The sequence below is a fragment of the Micromonospora sp. SH-82 genome (assembly GCF_051132485.1).
In the GTDB taxonomy this organism is placed as follows: Bacteria; Actinomycetota; Actinomycetes; order Mycobacteriales; family Micromonosporaceae; genus Micromonospora.
The window spans coordinates 4,505,985-4,518,602 of the sequence record NZ_CP148049.1 but is presented as its reverse complement, the minus strand read 5'-3'; the positions used below and the strand labels follow the sequence as shown (position 1 = coordinate 4,518,602).

At 71.1% G+C, this 12,618-nt stretch carries 13 protein-coding genes; 2 read left to right on the top strand and 11 right to left on the bottom strand.

Annotation, left to right across the window (positions count from 1 at the left end):
• Positions 1-52 precede the first annotated feature (52 nt).
• The 4 genes from WHN02_RS20115 to WHN02_RS20100 are packed head-to-tail and all read right to left on the bottom strand — an operon-like array spanning position 53 to position 4,458.
• The gene (locus WHN02_RS20115) at positions 53-1,078 is read right to left on the bottom strand and encodes a methyltransferase (protein ID WP_434740250.1); all 1,026 of its coding nucleotides are present in this window, start codon (positions 1,076-1,078) and stop codon (positions 53-55) included.
• A complete protein-coding gene (locus WHN02_RS20110; RefSeq protein WP_434740249.1) occupies positions 1,075-2,313 on the bottom strand; it encodes an aminotransferase class V-fold PLP-dependent enzyme in 1,239 nt (412 codons plus the stop codon). Before WHN02_RS20110 ends, WHN02_RS20115 begins: the two co-directional genes overlap by 4 nt.
• Positions 2,310-3,686, bottom strand: a complete 1,377-nt coding sequence (locus tag WHN02_RS20105) for a tryptophan 2,3-dioxygenase family protein (protein ID WP_434740248.1) — start codon at positions 3,684-3,686, stop codon at positions 2,310-2,312. Before WHN02_RS20105 ends, WHN02_RS20110 begins: the two co-directional genes overlap by 4 nt.
• A 58-nt stretch (positions 3,687-3,744) precedes the next feature.
• Positions 3,745-4,458, bottom strand: coding sequence for a tryptophan 2,3-dioxygenase family protein (locus WHN02_RS20100; protein WP_434740247.1), 714 nt, complete (start codon positions 4,456-4,458; stop codon positions 3,745-3,747).
• Positions 4,459-4,893: 435 nt separating this feature from the next.
• Between WHN02_RS20100 and WHN02_RS20095 the strand changes: the two genes are divergently transcribed.
• Positions 4,894-5,151 (top strand): hypothetical protein, encoded by a 258-nt coding sequence (locus WHN02_RS20095; RefSeq protein WP_434740246.1) that lies wholly within the window; start codon positions 4,894-4,896, stop codon positions 5,149-5,151.
• A gap of 117 nt (positions 5,152-5,268) precedes the next feature.
• Positions 5,269-5,655 (top strand): hypothetical protein, encoded by a 387-nt coding sequence (locus tag WHN02_RS20090; RefSeq protein WP_434740245.1) that lies wholly within the window; start codon positions 5,269-5,271, stop codon positions 5,653-5,655.
• Between the two features lie 115 nt (positions 5,656-5,770).
• On the opposite strand, the gene WHN02_RS20085 is transcribed toward WHN02_RS20090, so the two are convergent.
• The 7 genes from WHN02_RS20085 to WHN02_RS20055 form a co-directional block, all read right to left on the bottom strand.
• Positions 5,771-6,538, bottom strand: a complete 768-nt coding sequence (locus WHN02_RS20085; protein ID WP_434740244.1) for a GntR family transcriptional regulator — start codon at positions 6,536-6,538, stop codon at positions 5,771-5,773.
• Between the two features lie 96 nt (positions 6,539-6,634).
• Entirely contained in the window at positions 6,635-7,342 is a 708-nt protein-coding gene (gene deoC, locus WHN02_RS20080) for a deoxyribose-phosphate aldolase (RefSeq protein ID WP_434740243.1), read from the bottom strand.
• A gap of 40 nt (positions 7,343-7,382) precedes the next feature.
• Positions 7,383-7,838, bottom strand: coding sequence for a D-ribose pyranase (gene rbsD / locus WHN02_RS20075; protein ID WP_434740242.1), 456 nt, complete (start codon positions 7,836-7,838; stop codon positions 7,383-7,385).
• Positions 7,835-9,382, bottom strand: a complete 1,548-nt coding sequence (locus WHN02_RS20070) for a sugar ABC transporter ATP-binding protein (RefSeq protein ID WP_434740241.1) — start codon at positions 9,380-9,382, stop codon at positions 7,835-7,837. Before WHN02_RS20070 ends, rbsD begins: the two co-directional genes overlap by 4 nt.
• Positions 9,383-9,386: 4 nt before the next feature.
• Entirely contained in the window at positions 9,387-10,406 is a 1,020-nt protein-coding gene (locus tag WHN02_RS20065; protein WP_434740240.1) for a substrate-binding domain-containing protein, read from the bottom strand.
• Between the two features lie 92 nt (positions 10,407-10,498).
• Entirely contained in the window at positions 10,499-11,533 is a 1,035-nt protein-coding gene (locus WHN02_RS20060) for an ABC transporter permease (RefSeq protein ID WP_434740239.1), read from the bottom strand.
• Between the two features lie 5 nt (positions 11,534-11,538).
• The gene (locus WHN02_RS20055; RefSeq protein WP_434740238.1) at positions 11,539-12,450 is read right to left on the bottom strand and encodes a ribokinase; all 912 of its coding nucleotides are present in this window, start codon (positions 12,448-12,450) and stop codon (positions 11,539-11,541) included.
• Between the last annotated feature and the right edge of the window lie 168 nt (positions 12,451-12,618).

Genomic DNA, 12,618 nt, shown 5'->3' with positions numbered 1-12,618 from the left:
ACCCCAAGCGAATCCCATTCCGTGCGAATCCCCAGGTCACCCCCGCTCCCGGTCACCCCGTCGGCTTGTACGCGCAGATCAGCTCCCACCCGGCGGGCAGCACCTCCACCCGCTCGAAGCCGACCCGGGTGAGCAGGTCGGTGTAGAACCCGACCTCGCGGAGACGGCTGACGCAGCTGTCCACCCCGATCAGGAAGTAGCTCCAGAAGAACTGTGCGGCCAGCCGGTCCGGGGTGCGGAACTCCTCGCAGATCAGCAGCAGCCCACCCGGTTCGAGGGCCGCGTACGCCTGCTCGACCAGCCGACGGGCCACGTCGTCGGGCCAGTCGTGCAGGACCCGGACGAAGGACATCGCGTCGTAGCCGCCCGGGAGGGGCTCGGCGAAGAAGTCACCGCCGACGAACCCGAGTCGTCGCTGATGTCCCCGGCGCTGACCGGTCGCGGCGACCAGGGGAGCCACCGACGGCAGGTTGTAGACGTCGGCGTGCAGGTCGGGGGCGTCGTCCAGGACGTGGGCGGCGAGGGTGCCGTCCCCGCCGCCGACGTCGAGGAGTCGTCGGCGGTCGGCCCAGAGCCGCCCGGCGTGCCGGTGCACCGCCTCGACCACCGGTCCGACCCCGACGGCCATGCTCCGTTCGAACTCGGCGGTCTGCTCGTCGGTCCTCGGCGGCCAGGCGAAGTCGTCGTCGCTCATCCCGACCTCGCCGCGCAGGCTCTCGGCCAGCCGACCGTGCAGCACCCGCCACGGGTAGCGGTCCCGGTCCCGTTCGATGGAGTCCGGCCCGAACACGGCCAGGACGGCGTCGCGCAGACCCGGGACCGCCTGGTAGGTGGTGTCGCCGAGGTCGTCACCGGACCCGTCGCGTTCGACGCAGCCCAGGCTCTCCAGGCAGTCGAGGAACTTGTACAGCCGCAACGGCCGGACCCGCAGCCGTACGGCGAGGTCGTCGAGGCGGGCCGGTCCCGGCTCCAGCGCGTCGAGCAGCCCCGTGTCCAGGGCGGTCTGCACCACGTCGACGGCCTTGGGACCGTTGACCAGCAGGTGCATCAGACCTCGGGGGGACAGGTCGAGGGTCATCGACGTACCTCCGCGACCAGGGCGTCCATGAACGTGTCGATCTCGTCGAGGGTGTTGTAGACGTGCGGGCCGATCCGTAGCCAGCCGCGCCAGCTGCACACCAGGTTCCGTTCGGCCAACCGCTTCTTGACCGCCTCCCCGTCCGGTACGTCGAGGCAGACCACCCCGCCGCGACGGTGTGCCGGGGTGGGGCTGACCACTGTGAGGCCCGCCTCCCCGGCCCGGGTGAGGATCCGGTCGGTGCAGGCCAGCGAGTGCCGCCGGATCGCCTCGGCCCCCACCCCGGCGAGCAGGTCCAGGCCCACCTGGGAGATCAGTGACGTCAGCGGGTACGGGGTGCCCCCGGCGAAGCGTTGCGCGCCGGCCGCCCACCCGGTGGACTCCCGGAAGGTCAATGCCACGTCACCGGCCTGCCAGCCGGTGGCCGTCGGTGTCAGCCGGGGGGTCAGGTCGGGGCGGACGTAGAGGAAGGCGGTGGCCGCGCCGCACAGCCACTTGTGCGCCCCGCCGAGGACGACGTCGACGCCGAGGGCCGTCACGTCCAGCGGCACCACCCCGACGGTCTGGAAGGCGTCCACCACCACCAGAGCGCCCATCTCGTGGGCGCGTCGGACCAGCCGGGCCAGGTCGATGGTGGCCCCGGAGGAGAAGCTGGCGTGCGGGACACAGACCAGCAGCGTGCGTTCGTCGATGCGGGAGGCGAGGAGGTCCTCGTCGACGTGGGGACCACCGGAGGACACCACGTCGAGCCGGGCCCCGTGTCGACCCATCGCCTTCCAGAGGAACGGAACGGTGGGGAACTCCAGGTCGGTGGTGACGACCCGGTCGCGCGGGGGGCGGTAGTCGAAACAGGACGCCACCCGGGCCAGCAGGGTGCTCAGGTTCGCGTCGGTGACCACGCTGCCCGGCGAGGCGCCGATGAAGGCGGCGACGGTGTCCGCGTACCGGTCCAGCCCGACGTGCCAGTCCTGCCACACGTCGTCGCGCCAGGTGCTCAGGGTCTCCCAGTAGTCGGCCAGGACGCCCTGGACCGCTCTGGGCGCCGCGCCGGTGGAGTTGTTGTTGAGATAGACGCCGGTGTCGAGCACCGGGAACTCGGCCCGCAGGGCGGTGAGGGCGACCGGGTCGAGGCAGGCCGGCTCGTCACGGCGGCTCGTCGGCACTGTGGTGGTCGGTGCGGTGGTGGTCGGGTCGGTGGTGGTCCGTGCGGTGGTCGTCGGGTCGGGTGGTCTCATACCGGGCATCCTCCGTTCGCCTCGATGGTCGGGGCCGGGCAGCCGGACCCCACGGCGGTGAAGACCGCGATGGAGCGGACACCCGCCAGGTACGGCGTCCCCTCGGTGTAGCCGGTGCCCCGGCGCTCACCGAGCATCCGGGTGGCCAGCCGGTGGTGGGTACGCCGCCACTGGAGCACCGCCGCGGCGAACGTCCGCATCCGTGACTCGACGAGTTCCCGGGCCGCCCCGGACAGCAGCCCCTCACGGACAGCGGCCCGGTACGCCCCGTCGATGGAGGACTGGCCGCCGAGCACCCGGTCGCGGACCTGTGGCACCGACCGGTAGGCGGCCGAGTCCAACCGGGACCGCTCCGGGGTGCGACACAACGACTCCATGAGCTTGTACGAGTGGGACTGGATGGCGCTGGCCCCCTCGGTGTACTCCCGGAACGTCCGGAACGCCTCCGGCTGCATCGTCGCCAGCAGGGAGAACAGCGGTCCGGCGTCGGTGAGCACGTCGCGGGCGTACGCCAGGCGCTCGGCGGCGTCGCGGGCCAGCCCGGTACAGAGGGCAGCCATCACGGCGCGCAGTTCGGTGGCGAGCCCGGCGAAGATGCACTCGTACGCTTGGAGCACCCGGATGAACAGGTACTCGTCGTGCGACACGTACACCGGGAGCAGGCTCAGCCGCAGGGCCAACCCGGCGGTGGGACCACCCCCGGCGACCAGGGCGGGCAGGGTCCTGGCGGCGGTCGTCGGGTCCTGTCCGGCGACGGCGGCGGCCAGCCCGAGGCGGGCCAGGGCCGGGGCGGCGGCCCGGATCCCGAGCCGGCACCGTTTGGTGACCACCGCCGGTCCGGGGCGCTGTTCGGGCAGCAGGTCGGTGCCGTCCCGGGCGGCCAGTTCGAAGGCGAGGACGTCGGCGACGAGGCGGACCAGGAGCAGGTCACGGTCCCGGCGGGCGCTGCCCGGGTCGCCGCCCGGTGCGGCGTCGTCGGAGTGACCGTCGGTGTCGCCGGGCCTGCCGTCGGTGTGCCCGGGTTGACCGACGGTGTCTCCGGTCAGCCGGCCGACGGTGTCCCCGGGGTGGTCGTGGGTGTCGCCGCCGGTCAGCCGGAGCACCGGCAATGCCAGGTAGCTGCGGTAGTCGTACCGGCCGTCCCACTTGTCCAGTGCCACGTCGAGGAAATCGCGGAGCAGCCGGGCCGACGCCGGTTCGACAGTCGTCCTCGCCGGTAGGTGTCGACGGATCCGGTCCAGGTCGACGAGCAGGTCGTCGGGGACGAAGTGTTTACCGACCGAATGGAACCGGTGCAACACGGGGGAGTAGGGGAAATCTGCGGCGGTGGCCGATTCGGAGAGCCACCGGGTCAGTTCGCGCACGAAGCGCACCTCGGCATTTCGTCTCGTCGAACACGACGGAGGGGAGATCGGGTGACTGAGGGAAGAGTCAGTTGCCGGTGACCGAGGCGAGGGGGTCGGCCGGTGCGGCGGTCGCCTCTGCGGCCCGCCCCAGTTCGGGGAAGAACCGGTGCGCGACGAGCTTGGCCAGCATGGTCGCGGGGCTGCCCGGGGTGCCGGCGGGAGCGTGCCCGCCGACCCGCAGCGCGACCCGGAAGTGCTCCACCCGCCAGTGGGCCACGCGCTCGTCGAACTCCCGCATCGCCTCGGCGAGCCGGTGCAACCCGTCGACCGGATCCAGTCGCGACAGTCGGGTCGGGTCGAGGTCGCGCTCGGCGAGCAGGTCGGCGAAGGCCACGCCGAGCTGTCGGCCGGTCGTCTGGACCTGGCGCCAGCCGGGTGACTCGGCACCCGAGCCGTTGCCCAGCGCCGGTTGCATCGCCTGGAAGTCCACCGGGGAGAGGTGGCCGAACATCTCCAGCTGGTCGGTGACCAGCCGGATCCCCAGGGTGGCTCGGGTCAGGAGCGACTCGGCCTCCTCCGGTCGCCCGGCCCGGACCCGGGCGACGGCCTCGGTCAGTTCGGACGCGGCGAGCTTGAGCCACAACTCGGTGGACTGGTGCACCACCTGGAAGAGAAGTTCGTCGCGGTGGATCATCTCCGCCGGCCGTCGTTGCAGGCCGAGGAGTTCGTCGGTTCGCATGTAGCGCGCGTAGTCGGTGGCACCCTCACCCGGCAGCACGGCCGCGTGGTCCCGTTTCACGTGACATTCCTTTCCGTCAGCGCCGGGACGTGGGGATCCGACGTCCGGACATGGCGCGTGGCGGCGGACAGTATCCAACGAGAATCGGCAATGTGTCACGCCCTCCTCACCGTCGGTCTCCGAGTGGAGGAAAGGTGTTTTCCGGCATTACCGCCCGCCGGAAAGGGGTGCGATTAACACGCTGGTCGGTGACCGTCAATCGCCGTTCGTGACTGATTGATCACAGGATAGATCTTGGAGAGTGATCAGAGGGTAACCGAATGTGATCACACCGGTTCGCGATGCGGTTGTAATCGCTCGACCTGAATCGGCGGTCGGAGTTCGGCCGACTGCGCGGCGGGCTTTTCGGTGACTGTGATCCGGGTCTCTGAACGGAAGTGGTCCGGCGGGCGTTGTCAAGGGGCGTGGAAGTGCCGACAGGGTGCCCTGTCGGCCATGGGCCCCCTGGAGGATGTAGTGGACCTTTTGACCCAACCCGTGGATGACGTCGCGGCGCTCCGCGCCTATCTGTCACCTGAGGTCGTCCAGGCTTACGTCGATCCCCTGACGCCGGAGAGCCGGCAGGCGTTGATGCAGGATCCGGACGTGCGGAGGGAGCTCAATGATGTGGAGGAAAGCTCATCCACCTATAGGTCGCACTACAATCTTCAGCAGGCGGCGCTCACCAGCGGCGATGGCGGTTATGCATATTAACAGCCGGCGCAGGTAGACCGTAGGAATCGCCTGTTGGCGCCGGCGTACGTCAACCCGGGACACACCGTCTTCTCGTACAGCATTACGCACGCCGGGCCGCGCGGGGAGGGCTCTACGGTGATCGGTACGGCCCACTACCTGACACTTGAGGGGGAGCAGGCGATGAGGCGGCGCGAACGGGTGCTCAACAAGGCGGGCATTCCTCGCGGGGACCGTGAAGAAGTTGAATTCAGAAACGCGAGGCGCATTCAGTGGGGCACCACCGCCGCGCGGGTTGCAGCCAAAGGCGAGGAGTATTCGCAAGCGGTCGGGCGGCTGACCGGCGCGGTGACGGTGAAGGGTGCGGAGCTGGGGGCGCAGGACGATGCCCGGGCGCTCGCGGCAGGATCCGCCTCCTACCCGAGTCCGGAGCAGAGCCGTGGTCCTGGCCCTGGATCGGGGCCGTCGATGCCGTACCAGGGATGGGGCAACACCAGCGCGACGGGACACGCCCTGGGGCGGTGACCGGAGAACCCGACCTGTCGGCACCGGGCTCGGAGCGTGTTCGTCGGACGGCTCCGGGCCGGGGTGCCGGCGGCGGTGGTCGCCGCGGCCGGGCACCGGCCCGGGGCGACGGGGGTCAGCGCCGGGACAGCAGGGAGGTGACCCGCATCCGCTCGCTGTGGATCCACACGTCTGAGTACTCGATCGCCCGGCCGTCGTCGAGATAGGTGATCTGCTCCAGGTAGAGCAACGGGAAGTTCTCCGGCACACCCAACGCCTGCGCCACGCGCCCGGTGGCGGCGGTGGCGGTGAACGTACGCCGACCTGAGCTGATCTTGAGCCCGTGTTCGTTCTCCAGGAGTCCGAACAGGGACCGGTCGGCCAGGTCGGCCTGCTCCAGACCGGGGGCCAGGTCGGTCCGTACGTAGTTGACCAGCCAGACCACCGGACCGGAGCTGGTGGACCGGAGCCGCTCCAACCGGAGCACCGACTGCCCGGGGCGCAGGTCCAACAGGGTGGCCAGCGCGGGGGGCGCCGGCACCACCTCCTTCGACACCACCTCGGTGCTGACCGACACCCCCTGTCGGGCGAAGTCCTCCGACAGGGTGGTGAGCTTCTGCGCGATGGACGGCTCCAACGCGGTGGACGTGACGAAGGTGCCGCGCCCTCGGACCTGCACGAGCAGGCCCTCCTGGATCAGGGTGGACAGCGCCCGCCGTAGGGTGCCCCGGGAGATGCCCAGGTCGAGGGCGAGTTCGGGCTCGCTGCGCAGCCGGTAGTGCGGGGGCCACTCACCCGACAGGATCCGCGCCCGGATCTGCTCCGAGACCTGGGCGTGCAGCGGGGCGGGCGCGTCGCGGTCCAGGCGCTCGTTCGCCCCGGCCGGGCTCAACTGGTCGGACATGTCACCTTCTCCGCAGACGCCCGTCGCCCCTCGACGACCGTAGCCGATCACCGCCTGGTCGGTCGGCCCGGGTCGTCGAGGGGGCGGCGGAGGGGGTCAGTAGCTCGTGGTGTCCGCGTCGGCGGCGTCGGTCACCAGGGCGATACCCGCGCTGGTGCCGAGCAGGACCGCTCCGGCCCGCAGCAGCGACACCGCCTGGTCGAAGGACTTGATCCCACCGGACGCCTTGACCTGCACACCCTCGGGTGCCCGGGCCACCAGGTAGGCGATGCTCTCCGGGTTGGCCACCTCCACCGACCCGCTGCTGGCGTTCTTCAGGATCGCCGCACCCGCCTCGATGGACAGCCGCACCGCCGTCTCCCGCTCGGCGGGGGTGAGCAGCGGCAGCTCCAACATCACCTTGATCGGGACGCCGGAGGCCTCGACCACACCGGCGATGTCGTCCCGGAAGGCGTCGTACCGGCCGCTCTTGAGCCAGCCGATCTGCACGCCGATGTCGATCTGGGTGGCGCCGGCCCGGACCAGGCTCTCCGCCTCGGCGGCCTTGCCGGCGCTGGTGGTCACCCCGACGGTGGGGAAGTCCAGCGCCGAGGCGACCTCGACACCGGTGCCGCGCAGCACCGCGGCCACCTCGGGAACCCAGGAGCCGGGGACCATGGCGGCGTTGAAGCCGTACTTCACGGCCTCCTCGGCGTGCGCGACGATCTGGTCCCGGGTCACCCCCACGTCGATGAGGGTGTGTTGGATGTGGGGAGCCAACGTCGCGGGGGTGACCTCGACGTCGGTCAGGATGGCAGGACTCACGATTCTCTCCGAACTCTGGTACGTCGTGCGTGGGTGGCGACTACATCCGGTCCCGGTAGTAGTCCGGGACCACGACCCCGGGCTCGTCGAACCAGCGCGGCACGTCCACGCCGCAGATCAGGCCGACGTTGCCCCACGGGTTGAAGGCCCCGGTCCGTACGATCACCTTCGCCTCGTGGGCGAGGTCGCCGAGCATCTCGGCGTGCTTGCGGGTGGTCAGCGGTACGCCATCGAAGCGCTGCCCCAACCAGTCCGCCAGCGGCTTGTTGTGGGTGGTGACGTCCTCGGCCACCACGACGCCCTCGACGATGATCTCGCCGGCGACGAGGTCGAGCACGGTGGTCAGCTTCGGCAGGTCCTCGGCGATCGCCAGGTCGATCCGGTGCGCGGCGCGCGGGATCGGGAATCCGGCGTCCACCACCAACAGCAGGTCGGTGTGGCCGAGGGTGGCCAGCGCACCGGACAGTTCGGCGTTGAGCACGCCTGCGCGTTTCATGCCTTCTCCTTCATGGTGTGTGCCCCGGTGGCCAGGGCCATGACCTTCTCCTCGGTGGCCTCGGCCGCCGGGATGACACCGACCAGACGGCCGGCCGCCATGACGGCGATCCGGTCGCTGACGGTCAGCAGTTCGGGCAGGTCCGACGAGGAGACGAGGATCGCCACCTGGTCGTCGGCGAGGGAGCGGAACAGGCGGTAGATCTCCGCCTTGGCGCCGACGTCGACGCCCCGGGTGGGTTCGTCCAACAGCATCAGCCGGGGCTCGATCGACAACCACCGGGCCAGCAACGCCTTCTGCTGGTTGCCGCCGGAGAGCTGGGTGATGCCCTGCGCCGTGGTCGAGGTCTTCACCCGCAACTGCCGGGCCCGGGCGTCGGCGTCGTGGCGCAGTGCCCGCCGCCGCAGCAGCCCGAAGCGCTGCCGGCGACCCAGGGTCAGGATGTTGACGTTGTCGGCGACGCTCATCGTCGGCAGGATCCCCTGCTGTCGGCGTTCGCCGGGCAGGTACGCGACCCGGGCGGCGATGGCGTCGCGCGGTTCCCGGGCGGTGAACGCGGCACCGTCGAGTTCGACGGTGCCGGCACTGATCGGGTCGGCCCCGAACAGGCCGCGCAGCAGCTCGACACGGCCGCTGTCGGGCAGCCCGGCGACCCCGACCACCTCACCGGGCGCGACGGTCAGGTCGACGTCGGTGAAACCGGTGCCGCTGACCCCGGTCAGCCGGACCCGGGGGACGGCGGTCGCGACCGGCGGCGGGGTGTCGTGCCGGGCGTGCTCGGCGGCGAGTTCCCGACCCACCATCGCCCCGACCACCTCGTCCGGGGTGACCTGCCCGGTGGGCCAGTACCCGACGTGTCGGCCGTCGCGGAGCACGTGGATGTGCTGGGAGAGGGCGAACACCTCGGGCATCCGGTGCGAGACGTAGAGCATCGTCACGCCGTCGGCCTGCAACGACCGGATCACCCCGAACAGCTGCTCGGACTCGGCGGGGGACAGGATCGAGGTCGGTTCGTCGAGGATGACGAGGCTTGCCTCGCGGGCCAACGACCTGGCGATCACGACGAGCTGCTGGGTGGCGGCGTCCAGGTGTCGGACGGCGCGCCGGGGGTCGACCCGTACGCCGAGGCGGTCCAGCAGCTGCTCGGCCCGTTCGTTGATCCGGCCCCGGTGCGGGAACGGCCGGGATCCGGGCTCGACGCCGAGCATGATGTTCTCGGCGACCGTACGGTCCTGGGCCAGGGCCAGCTCCTGGGGGACAAGGGCGACCCGGTGCCGGCTGAGCAGGGTGGCCGGGTCGAACCGGCGTACCTGCTCCCCGTCGACCTGCACGGTGCCGGTGGTGGGTGAGTCCAGCCCGGCCAGGATCTTCATGAGGGTCGACTTGCCGGCGCCGTTCTCGCCCATCACGGCGGTGAGGGCGCCGGCGGGGACGCTCAGGGTCACGTCCTGCAGGGCGCGGACGGCTCCGAAGTGCTTCGACAGACCCGTCACCTCGACGGCGGCGGCCGTCGTCGGGGTGGCGATCGTGGCCGGGCTGCTCATCGGCTCAGCCCTCCACCGGCACGTCGGCGACGTTGTCCCGGGTGACCACCAGCGCGCCGGTGTCCACGTCGGAGATCTCCGTGCCGTCCTTGAGGAACTGGGACAGCAGCTTGACGGCCTGGTAGCCCTGCTCGGCCGGTCCCTGGCTGATGCTCAGGTCGACCACCCCGTCCTTGAGGTACTCGACGGTCTGCGGCTGGACGTCGAAGCCGACCGCGTGGATCTTGCCCTTGTTGCCGGACTGCTGGAGCCAGCGGGCCCCGGCGGTGAAGCTGCAGCAGTCGAGGGAGACCAGGGCGATGGCGTCCCGCTGGGCGGCCATCGTCGACTCGACGGTGTTGTAGGCGGCGCTGGGCTCGTTGCCGGTGTTCACCGGACCGACGACCTGCAGCCCGGCGTCCTTGACGCCCTCCTGGAACCCGGAGAACCTGTCGTTGGACCACCCGGCACCGGAGTCGACCGAGACCACCACGACCTTGCCGGTCTTGCCGTCCAGGACCTTGATCAGCTCCTCGGCCAGCGAGGTCCCGGAGGCGACCAGGTCCTGCCCGACGAAGCCCATCTGCCTGGACTCGGGGTTGTTGGTGTTGAACGAGATGATCGGGATGCCGGCGTCGTAGGCCTGGGCGATCACCGGCTTGAGGGCGTCGTTGCTGGCCGACGAGACGGCCAGGCCGTGGATCTGCTTCTGGTTGATCAGGGTCTGCAGCTCGGCGACCTGGTCGGCGGCGTTGCCGCCGGTCGGCCCGATCATCTGGGCCTGCACCCCGAACTCCTGGGCGCCGCGCTCCATGCCCTGCCGGATCGGCAGGGCGAAGGCCAGTGACGGGTCGTGGTAGCTGAGCCGGATCTTGAGCGGCTCGCCCTTGTCGATGGCCTCGGAGATGTAGTCGGCGAGCTGGAATCCGCCGTCGCCGCCGGTGGACTCGTTGGCCGGGCTGATCGCGCCGCAGGCCGAGGTGGCCAGCAGCGCCGCGCTGAGGGTGGCGGCGACCGCGATGCGGCGCCGGAGGGAGAGCTTCATGCGAGGGGCTCCTTGCGGGTACGGGGGAACGGGGTGGTGTGGGTGCCGGGGGCCGGGCGGGCACCGGGGTCGCCGGTGTGTGCCTCGGGTGGTCAGCGGCGGCCGGATCGTTTGCGCAGCCAGGTGTCGGCGGCCACGGCGAGGATGATCACCGCTCCGGTCGCCACCGTCTGCCAGAAGGAGGAGATGCCGCGCAGGTTGAGGATGTTCTGCAGGACACCGATGAAGGCGACGCCGATGACGGTGCCGAGCATGGTCCCGGAGCCGCCGAACAGGGCCGCGCCGCCGATGATCACGGCCGAGATGGCGGTGAGCTCCATGCCGGTGCCGGTGACCCCCTGGACGTAGGAGAGGAAGGACAGACCGAGGACACCGGCCAGCCCGGCCAGGGTGCCGGAGAGGACGAACGCGGTGACCTTGACCCGGCCGGTCTTGATGCCGCACAGCCGGGCCGCCTCGGCGCTGCCGCCGACGGCGTAGGTGTTGAAGCCGTACCGGGACCGCGACAGCACGATCGTGCCGAGGACGGCGACCAGGGCGAAGATGACCAGCTGCATGGGGAGCAGGCCGAACAGCCGGCCCTGACCGAGCAGGTTGAACTCGGCCACGTTCGGGTCGGTGGAGGACAGCGAGATCGGGGCGCCGCCGCTGAGGAGCAGGGTGATGCCCCGGAAGACGCTGAGCGTACCGAGGGTGACGATGAACGACGGGATGCCGAAGCCGACCGTCATCAGGCCGTTGACCAGACCGGCGGCGGCACCGGCGGCGACCCCGCCCGCCGCCGCCAGGGGCCAGGCCACGTCGGAGGTCATCAGCAGTCCGGCGACCACCGCGCCGAGGCCGTAGATGGAGCCCACCGACAGGTCGATCTCGGCGTTGATGATCACGAAGGTGACCCCGACGGCCATGATGCCGATCTGGGCGATCTGCTGGCCGACGGTGAGGAAGTTGTCGGTGCCCAGGAAGCCGGGGGCGACGGCGGTGCCCAACAGGAAGAGGACGACCAGCGCCAGGAAGGTGCTCGCCTCCCGGGCGTGCAGGAACCTCTGCAGGGGGTTGGGGGAACGGGGGGTGGTGGTGGCCGCCTTCCCCGCCGGGGGTGCGGCCTGAGCGGTTATCTGAGCCATCTCTCTCACTTCCTCAACAGGGCCGCGACGTCGTCCGGGCCGGGCAGGGCGGGGATCACCTCGGCGACGCCGACGGCGTGGGCGCCCGCTGCGGCGGCGTACCGGACGGCTGCGGTGAGTTCGTCGCCCCGGGCCAGGGCGACGGCGAGGGCGCCGGTGAAGGCGTCACCCGCGCCGGTGGTGTCGACCACCCGGGGTACGGCGATCGGCGCGACCCGCTCCCGTGCCCCGTCGACGTCGACGAGTGCGCCGTCGGAGCCGAGGGTCAGCACGACGGTCCCGCCGTAGCGGGCCCGCAGCAGGTCCACCAGCTGTGCCCCGGTGGCGGTGTCGCCGGGCCCGAGTCCGGTGAGCACCCGGGCCTCGCTGGCGTTGGGGGTCAGCACGTCGATCCACTGCCACGCCTCGTCCGGCAGCGGCACCGCCGGTGCCGGGTTGAGCAGGGTCCGTACGCCGCGCTCGTGGGCCACCCGCAGGGCGGCCAGGGCGACCGGCAGCGGGATCTCCAGGCACACCACACAGAGGTCGGCCTCGGCGATCCGGTCGGCGAACCCCTCGACGTCGGCCGGGGTCAGCTCGTCCAGGGCGCCGGGGGCGATGACGATCCGGTTCTCCCCGTCGCTCTCGACCAGGATCACCCCGACCATGGTGGCCGCGTCGGTGGTCCGTACCCCGGTGGCGTCGACCCCCTCGGCGGCCCAGAGCTCGCGGGCGGCGGTGCCGAACTGGTCCGCGCCCACCGCGGTCAGGAAGCTGACCTGCGCACCGAGCCGGGCTGCGGCCACCGCCTGGTTCGAGCCCTTGCCGCCGTGTCCGGAGGCGAACTGACCGCCGGAGAGCGTCTCTCCGGCGACGGGCACCCGGGGCACCCGCATGGTGAGCCCGGCGCCGTAGCTGCCGACCACTGCAATCTTCATCCTGGGGCCTCTTGTTCATGGACAACCATGTACAACTCCGCTGACCATAGGGACGCCCCGACCGGAGTGTCAAGAACCTCGGAGGAGGTTTCCGGAAACGTTGCCGTAACGAGAGGGACGCCTGTGAGCTGCCTGAACATCGGTTCGGCGGCTCGGTGGCGGGGCGGG

Bases quoted from the DNA above. Each gene is read 5' to 3' on its own strand.
- WHN02_RS20115 (WP_434740250.1), bottom strand. From the start codon at position 1,078: ATGACCCTCGACCTGTCCCCCCGAGGTCTGATGCACCTGCTGGTCAAC.
- WHN02_RS20110 (WP_434740249.1), bottom strand. From the start codon at position 2,313: ATGAGACCACCCGACCCGACGACCACCGCACGGACCACCACCGACCCG.
- WHN02_RS20095 (WP_434740246.1), top strand. From the start codon at position 4,894: ATGGGCCCCCTGGAGGATGTAGTGGACCTTTTGACCCAACCCGTGGAT.
- WHN02_RS20085 (WP_434740244.1), bottom strand. From the start codon at position 6,538: ATGTCCGACCAGTTGAGCCCGGCCGGGGCGAACGAGCGCCTGGACCGC.
- rbsD (WP_434740242.1), bottom strand. From the start codon at position 7,838: ATGAAACGCGCAGGCGTGCTCAACGCCGAACTGTCCGGTGCGCTGGCC.
- WHN02_RS20070 (WP_434740241.1), bottom strand. From the start codon at position 9,382: ATGAGCAGCCCGGCCACGATCGCCACCCCGACGACGGCCGCCGCCGTC.
- WHN02_RS20065 (WP_434740240.1), bottom strand. From the start codon at position 10,406: ATGAAGCTCTCCCTCCGGCGCCGCATCGCGGTCGCCGCCACCCTCAGC.
- WHN02_RS20060 (WP_434740239.1), bottom strand. From the start codon at position 11,533: ATGGCTCAGATAACCGCTCAGGCCGCACCCCCGGCGGGGAAGGCGGCC.
- WHN02_RS20055 (WP_434740238.1), bottom strand. From the start codon at position 12,450: ATGAAGATTGCAGTGGTCGGCAGCTACGGCGCCGGGCTCACCATGCGG.